The sequence below is a fragment of the Rhizobium mesosinicum genome (assembly GCF_019511345.1).
Classification (GTDB): Bacteria; Pseudomonadota; Alphaproteobacteria; order Rhizobiales; family Rhizobiaceae; genus Rhizobium; species Rhizobium mesosinicum.
Genome location: NZ_JAEUAK010000006.1, coordinates 317,909 through 335,999, shown reverse-complemented (window position 1 = coordinate 335,999; position 18,091 = coordinate 317,909). Strand labels below are relative to the sequence as shown.

At 59.6% G+C, this 18,091-nt stretch carries 17 protein-coding genes; 5 read left to right on the top strand and 12 right to left on the bottom strand.

All coding sequences use genetic code 11. The annotated features are described in order from the left end of the window. Together JNB85_RS18565 and JNB85_RS18560 are read left to right on the top strand one after the other, a co-directional pair. Positions 1-286, top strand: a 286-nt coding sequence (locus JNB85_RS18565) for a hypothetical protein (RefSeq protein ID WP_220335779.1), incomplete at its 5' end; no start/stop codon positions are given. Between the two features lie 197 nt (positions 287-483). Next, positions 484-2,427, top strand: a complete 1,944-nt coding sequence (locus JNB85_RS18560) for a M23 family metallopeptidase (protein WP_220335778.1) — start codon at positions 484-486, stop codon at positions 2,425-2,427. Positions 2,428-2,496: 69 nt separating this feature from the next. On the opposite strand, the gene clpB is transcribed toward JNB85_RS18560, so the two are convergent. From clpB to JNB85_RS18530, 6 genes are all read right to left on the bottom strand, one after another. Next, on the bottom strand, positions 2,497-5,100 hold the full coding sequence (gene clpB / locus JNB85_RS18555; protein ID WP_220335777.1) for an ATP-dependent chaperone ClpB: 2,604 nt from the start codon (positions 5,098-5,100) through the stop codon (positions 2,497-2,499). Between the two features lie 381 nt (positions 5,101-5,481). After that, positions 5,482-6,192, bottom strand: coding sequence for a DUF4167 domain-containing protein (locus JNB85_RS18550; RefSeq protein WP_220335776.1), 711 nt, complete (start codon positions 6,190-6,192; stop codon positions 5,482-5,484). Between the two features lie 346 nt (positions 6,193-6,538). Further along, positions 6,539-7,408, bottom strand: a complete 870-nt coding sequence (gene prmC / locus JNB85_RS18545) for a peptide chain release factor N(5)-glutamine methyltransferase (protein ID WP_220335775.1) — start codon at positions 7,406-7,408, stop codon at positions 6,539-6,541. Next, complete coding sequence (prfA, locus tag JNB85_RS18540; RefSeq protein ID WP_220335774.1) at positions 7,405-8,484, bottom strand: peptide chain release factor 1; 1,080 nt, start codon at positions 8,482-8,484, stop codon at positions 7,405-7,407. The genes prmC and prfA overlap by 4 nt, the downstream gene beginning before the upstream one ends. A gap of 25 nt (positions 8,485-8,509) precedes the next feature. Beyond that, positions 8,510-10,777, bottom strand: a complete 2,268-nt coding sequence (ptsP, locus tag JNB85_RS18535) for a phosphoenolpyruvate--protein phosphotransferase (protein WP_220335773.1) — start codon at positions 10,775-10,777, stop codon at positions 8,510-8,512. An 89-nt stretch (positions 10,778-10,866) separates the two neighbouring features. Beyond that, on the bottom strand, positions 10,867-12,141 hold the full coding sequence (locus tag JNB85_RS18530; protein WP_220335772.1) for an aspartate kinase: 1,275 nt from the start codon (positions 12,139-12,141) through the stop codon (positions 10,867-10,869). A gap of 409 nt (positions 12,142-12,550) precedes the next feature. Here JNB85_RS18530 and JNB85_RS18525 point away from each other — a divergent pair, with 409 nt between their 5' ends. Both JNB85_RS18525 and ubiG read left to right on the top strand, forming a co-directional pair. Next, positions 12,551-13,036 (top strand): BA14K family protein, encoded by a 486-nt coding sequence (locus JNB85_RS18525; RefSeq protein WP_220335771.1) that lies wholly within the window; start codon positions 12,551-12,553, stop codon positions 13,034-13,036. 162 nt (positions 13,037-13,198) lie between these two features. After that, positions 13,199-13,945, top strand: a complete 747-nt coding sequence (gene ubiG, locus JNB85_RS18520) for a bifunctional 2-polyprenyl-6-hydroxyphenol methylase/3-demethylubiquinol 3-O-methyltransferase UbiG (RefSeq protein ID WP_220335770.1) — start codon at positions 13,199-13,201, stop codon at positions 13,943-13,945. Between the two features lie 47 nt (positions 13,946-13,992). Here ubiG and JNB85_RS18515 read toward each other — a convergent pair whose 3' ends face one another. Genes JNB85_RS18515 through JNB85_RS18500 form a run of 4 tightly spaced genes read right to left on the bottom strand, consistent with a single transcriptional unit; the run spans position 13,993 to position 16,336 of the window. Beyond that, positions 13,993-14,421 (bottom strand): DUF1178 family protein, encoded by a 429-nt coding sequence (locus JNB85_RS18515; protein ID WP_220335769.1) that lies wholly within the window; start codon positions 14,419-14,421, stop codon positions 13,993-13,995. Further along, a complete protein-coding gene (locus JNB85_RS18510; RefSeq protein WP_220335768.1) occupies positions 14,418-15,275 on the bottom strand; it encodes a carbon-nitrogen hydrolase family protein in 858 nt (285 codons plus the stop codon). Before JNB85_RS18510 ends, JNB85_RS18515 begins: the two co-directional genes overlap by 4 nt. A gap of 9 nt (positions 15,276-15,284) precedes the next feature. Continuing rightward, positions 15,285-15,542 (bottom strand): glutaredoxin 3, encoded by a 258-nt coding sequence (gene grxC, locus JNB85_RS18505; protein WP_183749641.1) that lies wholly within the window; start codon positions 15,540-15,542, stop codon positions 15,285-15,287. A gap of 32 nt (positions 15,543-15,574) precedes the next feature. After that, the gene (locus tag JNB85_RS18500; RefSeq protein WP_420852278.1) at positions 15,575-16,336 is read right to left on the bottom strand and encodes a ComF family protein; all 762 of its coding nucleotides are present in this window, start codon (positions 16,334-16,336) and stop codon (positions 15,575-15,577) included. Between the two features lie 92 nt (positions 16,337-16,428). On the opposite strand from JNB85_RS18500, the gene JNB85_RS18495 reads away from it, so the two are divergent. Then, on the top strand, positions 16,429-17,313 hold the full coding sequence (locus JNB85_RS18495) for a methyltransferase domain-containing protein (RefSeq protein ID WP_220335766.1): 885 nt from the start codon (positions 16,429-16,431) through the stop codon (positions 17,311-17,313). 118 nt (positions 17,314-17,431) lie between these two features. On the opposite strand, the gene JNB85_RS18490 is transcribed toward JNB85_RS18495, so the two are convergent. Both JNB85_RS18490 and JNB85_RS18485 read right to left on the bottom strand, forming a co-directional pair. Continuing rightward, positions 17,432-17,599: a Flp family type IVb pilin gene (locus tag JNB85_RS18490; RefSeq protein WP_220335765.1), complete on the bottom strand. Its 168-nt coding sequence runs from the start codon at positions 17,597-17,599 to the stop codon at positions 17,432-17,434. 66 nt (positions 17,600-17,665) lie between these two features. Continuing rightward, positions 17,666-18,004 carry a hypothetical protein gene (locus JNB85_RS18485; protein ID WP_220335764.1) on the bottom strand — a complete coding sequence of 113 codons (339 nt, stop codon included), beginning with the start codon at positions 18,002-18,004 and terminating at the stop codon, positions 17,666-17,668. Positions 18,005-18,091 lie beyond the last annotated feature (87 nt).

Here is an 18,091-nt window from a genome sequence, read left to right as displayed (position 1 = left end):
CCAGAGCAACAAACCAGCATCCGCCAATCCGCTTGATTTCTTAAGAACGAGAAACTTCGTCGCCAGCAGCGCCGCCGCCCTCGTCAGTGAGTGGGCTTATAATCCCACCAAACCAAAACAGTCAACAGCCCTTTTTCGAAAAAATCATTTTTCTTCCATCCCATTGTTTCTACAGAAGATTTTATATCGGCTGCAAAAAGCCGCTTGTTTCCCGGATTCCGATTACGCGGGAAAATCCGAAAAACATGACTACTTGTCGGTTTTGCTGTGGAAGATACGATTTTGATCATCTTCGCCCCGACATCATCACATTCTGCTGGTCAGAGGAAACACGCACGATTCACGCAGGCATACAGGCGCAGAATGCCTATTCCGGTGTGATTTGACTTCAGTGCTCAAAATATGCACATCTTTCGCCCCAGCCAGGAGCGGCCCGCGGATGCCTGTAACGACATCGAATGTAAGGATGCGAACTCCCCTGCCATGATGACGGAGAAAATGATGATCCGCTCGCTCGGCAGCGAGCCTCCGCTTCTGGCAGACGGGCGACGTGCGCCCGACCGACGCGAAGTTTCGCTTCGCTGGCTTTCGGGCACGTTCCTCACAGGCATTACCTCATCGATCCTCATGGGTGTTGCGCTTTTTGCTGCCCTCGATGGCCGGCAGCAACTGGCAATCCCGGCCGAGGCCTATGCAAGCGCATCGGCCGACGCACATCAGGACACGTCTGTTACCCGCGGCAGCCGTCTGATCGCCCCCGTCATCGCAGCCAAACCATCCGACCGCGCCATCATGGAAGTCTCGACCGTCGTCCACGACGGCGAGAAGGAAGTCGTACGCCGCCAACCCTTCTCCCATGTGAAGATGATGTTGGCTGCCAATCACGTCGCGACCGAGGATTATCCGGACTTCGATCCCCTCGCGATCTTCTCGGCCGACGAGCCGCAGCCGGCACCGCAAAGCCGCACCGGTGCGATTTACGGTTCCGATGTTGAATCCGAAGTGGCGCTGAAGACTGTACCGTTCCCGACCGGCAAATCCAACCTCAACATGGCCCCTGGACTCTCGCTTGACGAGGTCGAGGAGAACGTCCGCTCCAACGGCTCCGTTCTGACAGACGGAAATGCCCAGCTTGCAGCTCTCTATTATGTGGATCCACGCCGCTTCTCGGCCGAGGACAACGACGTCGACCTCACCGCCGGCCTTGCGGCACGCGTGCTCGAACAGAACATGACGGTCTCGGCACCGGAATCCATTACGCCGCAGACCGAGGAATTCGCCGACGACATCCTGCCTGTGCGCCAGGATACGACAATCGCCAAGGCGCTTTCCGATTCCGGCTATCCGCAGTTACAGGCAGACGGCATGTCCGGCTATATCGCCCCACTGTTCGGCACCGATACGCTCTCGAAGGGCGACGTCCTGCGCATCGGTATCATCCAGAAGGGCGAGCAGGCAAAGATCATCCGCGCCAGTGTCTATCGTGGCACGCGCCATCTCGTCACCGTCGCGCTCGACGACAAGGGCCGTTTCGTGGCCGGCAGCGAGCCGCCGATGCTGGACGCGATCGCCACCGCTTTCGAGGACAATTCCTTCGCCCCGTCCGCCGGTCAGAACCTGCCGCGCGTCTATGACGGCATTTACCGCGCAGCCCTTTCCTATGGCATGACGAAGGACATGACGGCGCTGATCATCAAGCTGCTCGCCAGCAATGTCGATTTCCAGGCGCAGTTGAAGCCGACGGATTACCTCGAAGCCTTCTTCTCCGTGGCCGACACCAACGGCCAGGCGACGGAGGATTCCGACCTTCTCTATGTCAACGCCCGCTTCGGCGATACGTTGACGCGCTTCTACCGCTTTCAGGACCCGGAAGACGGCACGATCGACTACTTCGATCAGGACGGTAAGAGCATCCGGCAGTTCCTGCTACGCAATCCTGTCCCGAACGGTATTTTCAAGTCCGGCTTCGGCATGCGCCGCCACCCGATCCTCGGCTTCGCTCGCATGCATACTGGCGTCGACTGGGCAGCCCCGCGCGGCACAGCGATTATCGCAGCCGGTAACGGTACTGTCGAAAAGGCCGGCTGGGATTCCGGCGGCTACGGCAACCAGACGATCGTCCGCCACGCCAATGGCTATGAATCCTCCTATAACCACCAGAGCGCCATCGCCAAGGGTATCGTGCCGGGCGCCAAGGTGCGACAAGGCCAGGTCATCGGCTGGGTGGGTACTACAGGCGAATCCACCGGCCCGCACCTGCACTACGAATTGATCGTCAACGGCACCAAGGTCGACCCGCTGCGCATCCGCCTGCCGGGCGGCAAGTCGCTCCAGGGCGATGCGCTCGCCAAGTTCGAGGATGAGCGCAAGCGCATCGATACGCTGCTGAACAATCAGCCCGCCTCGGATCAGGTCGCGAGCAAATAACTCTCCCTTTCCGAAGAAACGAAAATGGCGGCCCCGAAAGCCGCCACTCCAATTCTCGTTTGCGCGGCCTTACGCCGCTTCGCTAACCGACTGTTTCGACCGGAACAGCAACCTGTCCGAGCCGCTGGTAATCGTCACCGTCGATCCGTCCGGCACCTGGCCCGAGAGGATTTGCTCGGCAAGCGGATCCTGGACGAATTTCTGGATCACCCGCTTCAGCGGACGGGCGCCGTAGACAGGATCGTATCCTTTGTTCGCCAGCCAGTTGCGGGCCTCCTCATCGAGGTCGAGCACGATCTTGCGCTCGGACAGCAGCGAAACCAGCCGCTTCAGCTGAATATCGACGATCGCGCCCATTTCCTCACGCTTCAGGCGATGGAAGAGGATGATCTCATCGATACGGTTCAGGAACTCCGGCCGGAAATGACCACGAACGACATCCATCACTTGCTCGCGAACGGTCTCGCTGTCCTCACCCTCGCGCAACTGCGTGAGGTACTCGGCACCGAGGTTCGAGGTCATGATGATCATCGTGTTGCGGAAATCGACCGTCCGGCCCTGACCATCGGTCAGGCGACCGTCGTCCAGCACCTGCAGCAGGATATTGAAGACGTCGGGATGGGCCTTCTCGATCTCATCGAACAAAACGACCTGATAGGGCCGGCGACGAACGGCTTCCGTCAGCGCGCCACCTTCGTCATAGCCGACATAACCTGGAGGTGCACCGATCAGCCGTGCCACGGAGTGCTTCTCCATGTATTCCGACATGTCCATGCGCACCATCGCCGTCTCATCATCGAAGAGGAAGCGGGCGAGCGCCTTGGTGAGCTCCGTCTTGCCGACGCCGGTCGGGCCGAGGAAGATGAACGAGCCGATCGGCCGGTTCGGATCCTGAAGGCCTGCGCGGGCACGGCGCACGGCACGGGATACGGCCTGAACCGCATCGCCTTGGCCGATCACCGACTTCGCCAGCTCGTCTTCCATCCGGAGCAGCTTGTCGCGTTCGCCCTCCAGCATCTTGTCAACGGGAATGCCGGTCCAGCGCGAAACGACATGGGCGATATTGTCAGGGGTTACGACCTCCTGCACCATCGCGTTGCGGCTATTGTCTTCCTTGCTTTCGGCGTCGGCCAGCTGCTTTTCCAGTCCCGGAATCACGCCATAGGCGAGCTCGCCGGCGCGTTGGAATTCACCCTTGCGCTGGGCAATCGCCAGCTCGTTGCGGGCATCGTCGAGCTGCTTCTTCAGGTCGGCGGCAAGGCCGAGCTTCTGCTTTTCCGCCTGCCAGCGGGCCGTCAGCGCGTCGGCTTCTTCCTCGATTGAGGAAAGCTCGGTTTCCAGCCGCTTCAGCCGGTCGGCGGAGGCGACATCGGTTTCCTTCTTCAGCGCCTCGCGTTCGATCTTAAGCTGGATGATGCGGCGGTCGAGTTCATCGAGCTCTTCCGGTTTTGAATCCACCTGCATACGCAGGCGGGCGGCCGCCTCGTCCATCAAGTCGATCGCCTTATCTGGCAGGAAACGGTCGGTAATATAGCGGTTCGAAAGGGTTGCGGCGGCAACCAGCGCGGCATCGGCGATGCGCACCTTGTGATGCTGCTCGTACTTTTCTTTCAGGCCGCGCAGGATCGAGATCGTATCCTCCACCGTCGGCTCCTCGACCATGACCGGCTGGAAACGGCGGGCAAGGGCCGGATCCTTCTCGACGTGCTTGCGGTATTCGTCGAGCGTGGTAGCACCGACGCAGTGCAGTTCGCCGCGGGCAAGCGCAGGCTTCAGCAGGTTGGAGGCATCCATTGCCCCATCCGCCTTGCCGGCACCGACCAACGTGTGCATTTCGTCGATGAAGAGGATGATCTCACCGTTCTCCGACTGAACCTCGTTCAGCACAGCCTTCAGGCGCTCCTCGAACTCGCCGCGGTACTTCGCACCGGCAATCAACGCGCCCATGTCGAGCGCCATCAGCTTCTTGTCCTTCAGGCTCTCCGGCACATCGCCATTGACGATGCGCAGTGCAAGGCCTTCGACGATGGCCGTTTTACCGACGCCCGGCTCACCGATCAGGACGGGATTGTTCTTGGTGCGGCGCGAGAGAACCTGGATCGTGCGGCGGATTTCGTCGTCGCGGCCGATAACCGGATCGAGCTTACCTTCGCGGGCTTCGCCCGTCAGATCGCGCGCGTATTTTTTCAGGCTGTCGAAACCTTGCTCGGCACTCGCCGTATCTGCCGTGCGGCCCTTGCGGATTTCGTTGATGACCTGGTTGAGTGCCTGCGCGGTCACGCCGGCATTTTTCAGCGACTGATAGGTCGAGGCAGAGGTTTCGATCGCCAGCGCCTGCAGCAGACGCTCGACCGTAACGAAGCTGTCGCCGCCTTTCTTCGCGGCCTCCTCAGCCGTGGAGAAGACTTTTGCGAGCGGCTGGGCGAGATAGATATTGCCGTTGCCGCCGGAAATTTTCGGCAGTTTGGCAAGCGCTGCATCATTGGCAAGCCGCGCGGCCTTTGCGTCGCCGCCGGCACGCTCGATCAGCGAAGCGGCCATGCCCTGATCGTCATCAAGCAGGACTTTGAGCACATGTTCTGCGGTGAATTGCTGGTGCCCTTGCGCCAGCGCATAGGTCTGGGCGGACTGAACGAAACCGCGCACCCGCTCGGAGTATTTCTCGATATTCATATGTTACCTCCATGAATCGCCCTGCCCTTCATAAGGCACAGACCGATGATTGAGATTGAGCTCCCTCAAAAGGCAAGCCCTGTTTGTCGCCATTAGGATTTGCGGCAAACGATCTGGTCAGGATATGGTGGAGAATCCGGAGAGTTTAAAGGGGTAAGACACCGGAAAACTGACGCCCGCGAGCACCTCCTTCGCAGACGCTATTTGCCCACCGACGACGCCTGGCGGCACCTAATTAGTGCTGAAGTCGCCTTGGTCGCACCCCCAGGCGAGGAACCCCATGACGCTCCTCCGGCCCCGCAGCGGCAAGGGCAACGCGACGCGCAAAAAAGAAAAGGCCACCCGAAGGGCAGCCTTTCAGATTCCGCACGTGAAACAAGTTTATTCGGAAGCAGCTTCAGCCAGAACCGGCGCTTCGGCGGAAGCACCTTCCTCGCCGGCGGCCTCACCTTCAGCACCGCGGCGCGGACGGCGCGGACGGCTGCCTGCGTTGCGGCGGCGAGGCTGTCGCTCGCGCTGCGGCGCAGCAGAGCCTTCCTCCTCCATCGCGACTTCGGCAGGGATACCTTCGATATCCGGCTGCGGGCCGGTACCGTCGATCACCTCCGCCTGAGACTGTGCGGGCACCGGTGCTGCGGCAGCTGGCCGCTGCTGTTCGCGCTGTTGCTGGTGGGGCGGCTGAACGATGACGACGTCGTCACTATCCGCCGTGTCCAGTTCATCACCGTCACGGTCCGCATTATCGCGATCGTTAAAGTCGTGGCGATCATCGCGCTGGAAGCGTTCCTGCATCTGCGCCTGTGCGGCAGCAATGATGCGGTTGTAGTGTTCAGCATGCTGCAGATAGTTCTCAGCTATGACGCGGTCGCCGGAACTTTGGGCGTCACGAGCAAGCTGCGCATATTTTTCAGCTATGTGCTGGGCAGTGCCGCGGATTTTCACATCGGGGCCGGAGCTGTCATAAGTCCGGGTCAGCGGGTTTCCGCCCTTGCGGTTGAAATTGTTGTTATTGTTATTTCCACCGCCGCCATTGTTATTGTTGTTGTTATTGCCACGCCCTCGACCGCGCTTGTTCTGCTGTCCTGGCCTCATCGATCGTTCACCTGAATTCTTCTGTTTGTGATTTGATACATGGCACCAATCGCCAAGACCGGTTCATCCGGATCAGGGCCTTCGTGCCGCAAGCATAGTGCGCCTTCGCGCCGACCTGCCGCTTGTCTTCAAGTCAGTTTGACTGATTCACGCATTGGGTCGTGTTCAACCTTTGAAACTCTCGTCTAAAAGAGCAGACCCCCGAGGCTGAGCAAGTACCGAACGAATCTCGTTCATTCCTATGTGCCCAACGCGTAAGGGCAACCTATATTGCTTCCTCAGGAAATCCAAGCCTTTTCTTCGCAACAGCAATAATGTCCAGTTCGATGCTGCAATTTGTCGCCGGTCATGCCGGCGAGAACACGAGCACTCTGTCATTCTGACCATAATCTCTCACGGATTTGAGGCACTTGAAGCCTTCTGCTTCAAAGATCGCCGTCACATCGTTTCGCTGATCGTAGCCGATTTCCAGTCCGACGACTCCATTTGGCCGTACGAACCTCGCCGCATCCTTGGCTATGGCTTTGTAAGCGTCAAGCCCATCCGAGCCACCATCCAGAGCTGCAGCCGGATCAAATTTCGTCACTTCGGGAGCGAGATCATGAATGGTTTTGGAAGCAATATAGGGCGGATTTGAGACAATCGCATGAAACGTCCCGCGGATGTTCTCTAACCAATTCGACCGAATGGTCGTGAATCGATCCTGCAATCCGTTTCTTTCTGCGTTTGATCTTGCCGTCTCAAGTGCATCGATCGAAATGTCGCTGCCGATGCCTGATGCTTCCGGACACTCATTGAGGAGCGCAAGGCAAATCGCTCCAGTCCCGGTTCCTACATCGAGAATATGGACATTGCTTTCCGTCTTTGCAAGATCACGCAGATAAGGAATGATCGTATCGACAAGAATTTCCGTATCAGGCCGCGGCTCCAGCGTGCCGGCGGACAGCAAAAGCGGCAGGCCGTAAAATTCCCGCTCTCCGAGAATGCGATGCACCGGCTCGTGCTTCAGCCGCCTTTCGATTGCGCGGCCGATACTGCCTGCCTGTTCCCCCGAAACCGACTGGCGACCTGCCGTCAGCATCTCTGTCGGCGACAGCTTCAGCAGTCCCGAAATCAGCAACCGCGCATCTGTCTGTGGATCGGCTATGCCCGCCTCCGTGAAACGGCGCCTAGCCTCGGCAAGCATCTCGGAAACCGTCGGCCCCGACACGGTCATTGCTGTTCACCAAGCTGTGCGAGCTGGCTCGCTTGATAGTCGGCCAGCAGGGCGTCGACCACTTCGTCGATTTCACCTTCCATCATTCGGTCGAGCTTATAGAGCGTCAGGTTGATGCGATGGTCGGTGATGCGGCCCTGCGGGAAATTATAGGTGCGGATACGTTCGGAACGGTCGCCGGAACCGACCTGGCTCTTCCGGTCGGCGGAGCGTTCGCTATCGGCCCTCTGCCGCTCGGCATCATAAAGACGCGAGCGCAGCACCTGCATGGCCTTGGCGCGGTTCTGGTGCTGGGACTTTTCCGAGCTGGTGACGACAATGCCCGTCGGCAGGTGGGTGATGCGCACGGCAGAGTCCGTCGTATTGACGTGCTGTCCGCCTGCACCCGAGGAGCGCATCGTATCGATGCGGATATCTTCCGGCCGAATCTCGATATCGATCTCCTCGGCCTCCGGCAGAACGGCGACCGTTGCCGCCGAGGTGTGAATGCGTCCGCCCGCTTCCGTCTCAGGTACACGCTGCACGCGGTGCACGCCGGATTCGAACTTCAGCTTGGCGAACACGCCCTTGCCGGTGATCGTTGCGATGATTTCCTTGAACCCCCCGGCTTCGCCCTCACTCGACGAAAGTACGTCGACCTTCCAGCCATGCGTTGCCGCATAACGCTCATACATGCGGAAGAGGTCACCGGCGAAAAGGGCCGCCTCGTTGCCGCCGGTACCGGCGCGAATCTCCAGGATCGCGCTCTTCTCGTCGGCAGCGTCCTTCGGCAAGAGCAGGATCTGGATTTCGTTCTCCAACGCCTCGATCTGCTCCTTCACATCAGGCAGTTCGAGTTCGGCAAGCTCGCGCATATCGCGGTCGACAGACTTGTCCTCGAGCAGCACCTCCAGATCGGCAAGCTCGCCGATGGCCTTTTGATAGGCGCGGATCTTGGTGACGACCGGCTGCAATTCGGAATATTCGGATGCGAGCTTTACATAAACATCGGCCGAAGGGCCGGCCGACATGCGGGCTTCGATCTCGCCGAAGCGGCGCTCAAGCTCGCGCATCTTTTCAATGGGAAGCTTCGCCACCCCTTACTCCAATTCTTATATATGTCTAAAGGGGAATATTGTGGCTCTCGGCGAAGTGGGCAAGCACCTCGCGCATCGGCACGGTCGCATTCCGGTCGTCCAGCGCCTCATCGACGGCCTTCGTCAGAGCCTCGGCGTTAAGGCCGAGCAGCATCGCCTTAACCGGTCCGATCGAGGCCGCCGACATGGAGATCGAACGGAACCCGACACCGAGCAACGCCATGGCCGAAAGCGGCTTGCCCGCCAGTTCGCCGCAGAGCGTCACCGGTGTCTTATTGCGAGCCGCGCCACGTACGATATCACGAAGGATACGCAGGAACGGCCGCTCCAGCGGATCGAAACGCTCGGAAACCCGCGCATTGCCGCGATCGACCGCCATGGCGAACTGGAAGAGATCGTTGGAACCGACGGAGACAAAGTCGACCGCGTCCATCAGCTCATCGAGCTGCCAAAGAAGTGCCGGCACTTCCAGCATCGCGCCAAACTGCAGCTTGCGCGGCAGCCCGTGACCGAAACGCGAAAGATGCTGCACTTCCTTCTGCAGGAGTTCGCGCACCTGCCTGATTTCCGAAACTTCGGTCACCATCGGCACCATCAGCTTCAGCTCGGCGCCGGCCGCGGCCTTGAGCATGGCGCGCAGCTGCGTGCGCAACAGTCCCGGCCGATCGAGCGACAGGCGGATTGCCCGCCAGCCGAGCGCCGGATTCTCTTCCTCATGGCCGCGGAAATAAGGAACAACCTTGTCGCCGCCGATATCAAGTGTGCGGAAGGTCACGACACGTCCACCCGCCTGCTTCAGCACATTGCGGTAGAACATCTCCTGCTCTTCCGCCTTCGGCATGGTCGAGGCGATCATGAATTGCAGCTCAGTGCGGAACAGGCCGATACCCTCCGCTCCGGATTCCGCCAACTGCGGCAGATCGACCAGCAGGCCGGCATTCATCAGAAGCTGGATGCGCTGCCCATCCCGGGTGACCGGCTCAACGGAACGCAGCGCCCGGAATTGCTCTTGCCGTCTGGCGCGGAAGCGCACCTTCTCTTCATAGGAGCGCTGATGCTCCGGCATCGGCCGGATATGCACATGCCCTTCGTCGCCGTCGATAATGACGGCATCACCGTTTTCGGCAAGCGCCACGACACCTGCCGCCTGGCCGATAACAGGAATGCCCATGGCACGTGCGACGATCACCACATGGCTGGTCACCGCGCCTTCTTCCAACACCAGCCCGCGTACATTGGCACGCGGATAGTCGAGGAGTTCTGCCGCACCCATGGCGCGCGCCAGGACGATCGCGTCGTTCGGAAAACCCTCGGCCGTTGTGCGGCCCGTATAACCGGTCAATACGCGCAGCAGCCGGTTCGCCAGATCTTCGAAATCGTGCATGCGTTCGCGCAAATAGGGATCGGTCAGGCGTATCATGCGCGCCTTGGTGTCGCTCTGGACCTTCTCGACAGCCGCCTCCGCCGTCAGGCCGTTGCGGATCGCCTCTTCCAGCTTGCGAACCCAGCCCTGGTCGTGGGCGAACATGCGATAGGTCTCGAGCACTTCGCGGTGCTCGCCTTCCATGGAAACATCGCGGCGCGACAGCATGTCGTCGATGGAGATCCTAAGCGAGCCCATGGCTTCCGCCAGCCGCCGGATTTCCTTCTCCGCATCTTCGTTGAGCAGATTGGTAACGACGATGCGCGGCTCGTGGAGAACGACGTAACCAAGGCCGATCCCGTCATTATAGGTATCGCCATCGACTGTAACCGAACGCGTAAGATCGAGTTCGAGACCCGGCTTTGTGATCTTCTTCAGTTCGCCGGTCGCGATCATCTCGGCGAGAACCATCGCCGTCGTCTCGAGCGCTTCCAACTCTTCGTCGCGATAATTGCGGCTTGCCTTGTTCTGCACGACGAGAACGCCAAGCGAGCGCCCCGTCCGTAGGATCGGCACGCCAAGGAAGGAATGGTAGATCTCTTCGCCCGTTTCCGGCAGGTAGCGGAAGGCCGGATGCGACTGCGCGTCGGAAAGATTGAGCGGCTGGGCCGAGGCGGCGATCGTGCCGACGAGACCCTGTCCCATCTTCAGCTGCGAGAGGTGGACGGCTTCCTTATTGAGACCTTCGGTAGCATAAAGCTCAAGAACGCCGTCAGCGCGAAGAACGTAAACGGAGCAAACCTCCGCTACCATGTTGCTGGCAATCTGACGCACGATCCGGTCGAGTCGCTCCTGCGGCTCCAGTGGCTCCGCCATCAATTCGCGCAACCGCTTGAGCAATACGCGCGGACCGCCGGAAAGGTCTCTCATTGCGTCTCAAGCTCCCTGAAACAAACACCTGATGCGGCCACAAGAACCGGCCGCATCTTCAACCTGAAGGGGCAGGCCGCCCGCCGGAATCAATTCTTATCCAGACCGTAGCAGGAATGCAAAGTTCTGACAGCGAGTTCTGCATAAGGACCGTCGATCAGGATCGAAATCTTGATCTCCGAGGTTGTAATGGCCTTGATGTTGATGCCTTTTTCGGCAAGTGCCCGGAACGCGGTCGCTGCAACGCCTGCATGGCTGCGCATGCCGATGCCGATGACGGAGACTTTCACCAGACCCGATTCGCTCTGCGCGACGTCGTAGCCGATCTTTTCCTTGTTGTCGGAGAGAACCTTGATGGCCTTGTCGACATCGCCCGAGGGCACGGTGAAGGTCATATCCGTCTTCGAACCATCTTCAGAAATGTTCTGGACGATCATGTCGACGTTGATGTGGCTTTCTGCGAGCGGACCGAAGATCGCGGCAGAAACGCCAGGCCGGTCGGCAAGACGACGAAGCGAAATCTGAGCCTCATCTTTAGCATAGGCAATGCCGGTGACTACTTCCTGTTCCACGATTTCATCCTCGTCACAAATCAACGTTCCGGGCGGGTTCAAGAGGTCGCCCATGCCCGGAGCATCGGGATCCTCGAAAGAAGAACGCACGAAAGTGCGCACCTTGTGTACCATGGCAAGCTCGACCGAGCGCACCTGAAGAACCTTGGCGCCGAGCGACGCCATTTCCAGCATTTCTTCAAAGGCGATCTTCTTCAGGCGCCGCGCCTTGGGTTCGATGCGTGGATCGGTCGTGTAGACGCCATCGACATCGGTATAGATGTCGCAGCGATCGGCTTTGAGAGCAGCCGCTATCGCTACAGCCGAAGTGTCCGATCCGCCGCGTCCAAGCGTCGAGATACGATTATCCGGACCGAGGCCCTGGAAACCGGCGACGACGGCAACCTGCCCCTCACCCATGCGCTTGATGATGTCGGCCCCGTCAATCTCCATGATGCGAGCCGCTCCATGGGCATTGTCCGTGCGGATCGGGATCTGCCAGCCCTGCCAGGAACGGGCATTGATGCCCATACTCTGCAATGCAATCGCAAGAAGACCTGACGTTACTTGTTCGCCGGAGGCAACGACAGCATCATATTCGCGCGCGTCGTAGAAAGGCGAGTTGGCGCCAATCACCTTGGGCGTGTTTTGCACCCAGCCGACAAGTTCGTTGGTCTTGCCGGACATGGCGGACACGACGACTGCCACTTCATGGCCGGCATCGACTTCACGTTTAACATGGCGGGCAACGTTCTTGATGCGATCCAGATCCGCGACGGAGGTTCCGCCGAATTTCATAACGATGCGTGCCATAAGCCTCTACCATGACCCGCGCGAGATTACCGGAAGACGGATTTGCTTCCGGTACGCCACGCGCATTCATAAACCGCCCGGAAACGCAGCGCCCTCCCGGACATCAAAAACCCCGGCTGTCCAACGGCCGAAGAGCCCGGAAAATACTGGTTTCTGGAACGCTTCTAAAGCCCCGCCAACCAAGGACGAAAGTTGGCGCGTCTCTTAGCGAGTTTGGCAGGGGGTGGCAAGGGCAGTGAAAATGTGAAGTGGAAGCGGCAGGATTTCGTCAAGAAATGGTCGCTGCGACTACTGCAAAGCCCCCTGGTCCATCCGATGAAAGAGGCATGGAAGCGTGGAGGCGCTTGAACTTAATGGCCTCGAATGCGTTTAAACCGCAATAAATGTGTCAAGAAAGCTGGTGAGTAGAATGAGAAGATTAGCGATAATTGCGCTGTCGATAACGACCGCATTCTCGGGAGTGCCCGCCTGGGCAGGACCGGTCTATACGGCAACCCCGGTTCACTCGACAGCGCAACCGCAAACCGCCGGCAGCCAGCCGGACCTTCTTCAGGTGGGCTGCAACAACTTCACGAACTGCCCGCGTTACGACTACGAAGGCCGAGGATGGGGCAATTATCGCTACTCCGACCGTTATCGGTACGACCGAAGATGGGATCGCCGCTATTATGGGGACCGCTACTACCGCGACCGCTATTATCGCCGCCATGACAATACCGGCGCCATTATCGGCGGCCTGGCTGCCGGCGCGATCATCGGTAGTATCATAGCCTCGCAGCCACGCGTGCGTGCGGGCAGATCCCATGCCGACTATTGCTACAGCCGTTATCGCTCGTACCGTGCATACGACAATACGTACCAGCCCACGTACGGCCCACGCCGCCAGTGCCGCTAATCGCAATCACCAGCATCCGCAACCCCGCGACGACGCGGGGTTTTAACTGCCTTCAGACTTCCTCTTTTTTTACGGTCTTGCCAAGCTCCGGCGCGACCTGGCCGCCCTTGACTTATCGCCTCGATCGTCCGACTTCAGTAACAGGACATTAAGGAGCGGCAGATGAACGAAGCGGCCAAAACCACCATCGACCAGAGCGAAGTCGATCGCTTTTCCGCCATGGCGGCCGAATGGTGGAGTCCGACGGGCAAGTTCAAGCCGCTGCACAAGTTCAATCCTGTTCGCCTGGCCTATATCCGCGACAAGGCGGCGGAGAATTTTTCACGTAATCCGAAGAGCGCCAAGCCGCTTGAAGGCCTGCGCGTGCTCGATATCGGCTGCGGCGGCGGCCTCCTATCGGAGCCGGTCGCCCGCATGGGCGCTGAAGTCGTAGGTGCCGATCCCTCGGAAAAGAACATCGGCATCGCCTCCACCCATGCCAAGGCATCGGGTGTTGCGGTGGACTATCGCGCCGTCACCGCCGAGCAGCTTGCCGAGGCAGGCGAGACCTTCGATATCGTGCTCAACATGGAAGTGGTGGAGCATGTGGCCGATGTCGAGCTTTTCATGAATACCTGCGCCAGCATGGTCCGGCCGGGCGGCCTGATGTTCGTCGCCACGATCAACCGCACCGTGAAGGCCGCCGCGCTTGCCATTTTCGCTGCCGAAAACGTCCTGCGCTGGCTGCCGCGCGGCACGCATCAGTATGAGAAACTGGTACGCCCGGAAGAACTGGAAAAGCCGCTTGCCGCAAGCGGCCTCGATATTGTCGACCGCACGGGCGTCTTCTTCAATCCGCTGGCAAACCAGTGGAACCTGTCGAAGGATATGGATGTGAATTATATGCTACTGGCAAAACGGCCGACCTGATCGCGCCGCCTGCGCACCTAAGTCATGCTAACCCAGCCGCCCGCAAATCAGTTCACGTCTTCGGGCAGGACCGGCAAGGCGGCGATCTCGATGCCTTCTTCCACCAGCGCCTCAGCTTCGTCGGGCGTCGCCTGACCGATGATACCGCGGGCATCCGCCTCACCGTAGTGGATTTTGCGAGCTTCCTCGGGAAAGCGGGTTCCGACATCCTCGGAATTCGCCTTGATTGCGGCGACAGCTTCCTTGAGCTTCAAGAAGGCTTCGCGGCGGGCCGTGTCCATCGCGACCGTCTGCATCTCTTCCTTTTTGCGCGCGGTCGAGACGGAGGGAGCCATGAGCGACTTGGAGATGGAAGCGGAATTGCAGACGGGGCAGGTCAGAAAGCCGCTTTCAACCTGCCGGTCAAAATCGGCGCTTTGAGAAAACCAGCCTTCAAATTCGTGGGCATTTTCGCAAATAAGGGAATAGCGGATCAAGCTGCAACGCCTCCTGAAATTTCCCCCGCAATCCTCTCGATGGAAAACTCCCGGCCGTTCTTAAGGTTCGGAATCTTGTCATGCGCGGCCTTCACGGCCGCCGGATCGATCTCTGCCAGAATGACGGCCTCACCGACGGGGCCGGCTGATGCCAGAACCTTGCCCCAGGGATCGATGATCATCGAATGACCGAATGTCTCGCGTCCGTCTTCATGCAGGCCGGCCTGCGCTGCGGCGATGACGAAGACACCGTTTTCGATGGCGCGCGCCCGCAGCAGGATTTCCCAATGCGCCTCGCCCGTCTGCTTCGTAAAAGCGGCCGGAACGGTCATCACTTCAGCACCGGCAACAGCCTGCGCGCGGAAAAGCTGCGGGAAACGCACGTCGTAACAGATCGTGAAACCCATCTCGGCAAACGGCAACGATAGAACGCGCGCTTCCGACCCCGGCCGGTAGGCGGCGCTTTCGCGCCAGCTCTCGCCATTGTCGAGATCGACGTCGAACATGTGAATCTTGTCGTAGCGGTTCAGAACCTTGCCGTCGGGGCCGAACAAGAAGCCGCGGTTGGCCATCTTGCCGTCATCGAGCGCAATCGCCGTCGAGCCCACATGCATGAAGATGCCGAGTTCGGCCGCAAGGGCCGAACCGGTTTCGACGATGATGTCATTGCTCTCGTCGCGCAGAACTTCCTTTGCCGCCGCACGATTACGCTGCAGCATGCCGGTCATTTCGGGGGTCTGCACGTAAGTTGCGCCCTTTGCGGCAGCCTCTCGAACGAGGCGCGCCATCGAAGCGGCATTCCGCTCCGGATCGACACCGGAACACATTTGGATGGCGGCGGCTATGAAGCTCATCGCTCTTCCTCAGGCTGCCAGCAACGGATCGAGCTTGCCCGCCCGGTCGAGCGCGTAGAGATCGTCGCAACCGCCGACATGGGTGCTGCCGATAAAAATCTGCGGAAAGGTGGTGCGGCCGTTCGACTTGCCAAGCATTTCCTGGCGAAGCTCCGGCGAGAAGGTCGCGTCATATTCGACATAGTCGACGCCCTTCTCTTCAAGAAGAGATTTGGCGCGTGCACAATAGCCGCAGAACTGACGCGTATAGATGGCAACAGGTACCATGAAGGTCTCCAGACCGTGCTGTTTTCTTTCTGTCATATAGTTTCCGCAAGTGCCCTTGCAAAGGTTAAAACCGTTATATCGGCTGCACCCGCCTTGCGCAGCGCGCGCGTTGCCGCACCAACTGTCGCCCCTGTCGTAAAGACGTCGTCGACAAGCACGATGCGTTTGCCGAAGACATCGCTTTCCTTGCCCGCGGCGACCGCAAAAGCGCCACGGACGTTGTCCTCACGTGCCCGCACGCCAAGACCGACCTGCTGGCTGGTACGTTTCACACGCAAAAGCGTTGCCGGCAGCAGCGGTTTTCCTGCAAGCCCCGCCAAATGCCGGGCAAGTTCCGCGGCTTGATTGAATTTGCGCGAGACCATGCGGGCACGATGAAGTGGAACCGGAATGACGGCGTCGCAGCGCTCGACCGTGCCGTCCGAGGCGCGCAGCATCCAGCCGGCCATCATCGGCGCGAGATCCGTGCGATCCCGGTATTTGAGGCCATGCACCAGATTTCGAACGGCATGATCATGGGTAGCTGCTGAACGCAGTCGATCGAAGGGCGGCGGATTGGAGATCGCCTCGGCACTGAGAATGCCGGTCCCGAGATCATGGGAAAAGGGAATGCCGAGCACTTCGCAATAGGGCCGCTCGATGAAGCGGACCTCGGACCAGCATTTGGCACAAAGCCCGCGATGACCGCCTGTCGAAACACCGCAAGCCGCACAGGACGGCGGATAGACAAGATCGGCAAGCATCGAAAAGGGCCGCAGAAGTTGCGCCCATATCCGTCCCGTCTCACTTTTCATCTCGATCATCCCCATATGAGGCAGACTAGCGCGTCGCGAGCCAAAGGAAAATCGCCTTGCCGCCTGCTGGACGGGGGAATATGGACATGGCCATGGATATCATCTTTGACAGGACGCAGATCGCCATAAATCGTCGGCGCGCACTCGCAAATAATGACCCGAAAGCAGCCTTCCTGCTCGATATAGCCGCCGAGGAACTGGCAGACCGTTTGGCCGTCGTCGAGCGCAGCTTTGAACATGCGGCGGAACTGCACGGCACTACAGGTGCCGCCGCCCGTGCGGTGGTCGCGACCGGCAAGGTCGGCAACCTCATCCGCGTGGAAAGCGACATACGCTATGTCGCACCGGGCGAATCTTTTCTCGAAGCGCCACTCGAAGACGTGCCGCTCGCGCCCCAATCGGCCAATCTGGTGATTGCACCGCTCAGTCTGCACCTGACTAACGACACACCCGGCGTCTTCATCCAAATCCGCCGCGCATTGAAGCCGGACGGCCTGTTCCTGGCCGCCATTCCGGGCGCCGGTACGCTGCAGGAACTGCGCGAAGTGCTGCTCGCGACCGAGATCGAGATGACCGGCGGTGCAAGCCCGCGCGTCATCCCCTTCGCCGATGTCCGCGATGTCGGCAGTCTGCTGCAGCGCGCAGGATTTGCCCTGCCCGTCATCGACGCGGAGAATTATACGGTACGCTATGATTCAATTTTTCCGCTGATGCGCGACCTGAGAGCGATGGGCATGGCCAATCCGCTCGCTGCCCGCAGCCGCAAGCCATTGACGCGCGCCTTCTTCCTGCGCGCCGCTGAAATCTATGCCGAGCGCTATTCGGACCCGGACGGCCGCATCCGCGCGACATTTTCAGTGATCTATGTGTCGGGCTGGGCACCGCATGAAAGCCAGCAGCAGCCGCTGAAACCAGGAACGGCCAAGGCGCGGCTTGCTGACGCACTGAAGGTGGAGGAGCAGAAGCTCAGGCAGTGAGATCGTTAGCATTGGCCCGAAAATCGGAATCGATTTCCGGAAAGCCTGATGCGTCGATTCAAAGAGTTAGAGCGTCCTTAACGCATCCGAATGGCCGCACGGCGCTCTAACGGATAGCTCAGTTGATGGTCAGGTTATTCTCGACGGTGTTGAACACGCCGCGCAGGCCGTTGGTTAACACACCCAGCCCTCCAATGAGGGCAACCGACATCAGCGCTGCGATCAATCCATATTCGATCGCCGTCGCACCGCTTCTGTCCGCCACAAATTTCCTTAGCAAATTCATCGACCCGACCTTTTGCGCTCAGACAGCAATGAAATTCAAGGCTCCCTGGGATGGAGCTTCATTTCCTCAGCAACCGGCGCCGACGCCGTAGCCCTGGACGACGCAGACTGAACCAGGCGTATCCTGGAGCACGCTGCGGCGGATTGTATAGCGCTTGCCGTTCTCGCTCTTCGCGCCATTCTCGGTCTTCGGGATGGAGCCGGTGGTAATCGTGTCGAAATCTGCCGGCGCGCTGGCGAGCACACTCTTCTTGGAAGAATCCGCCAGCATCGGCGTCAGAATGAGGGTCAGCGCCACTACGGCCGTACCGAAGAGAAGGGCAATATTGAGCGCCCCCGTCCTGCGCGAGGCAGACGAAGAAGCGCGTTCCTTTTCGCGCACAGCTTTCCAGAAATCGTCGTCCATGACGTCAAGCCCTTAAATACACGCACGCCAGCTGCTTGAGTGAGGCCGATCATTGCCAGAAGGTGCTAAATGATCGATTAATATCCA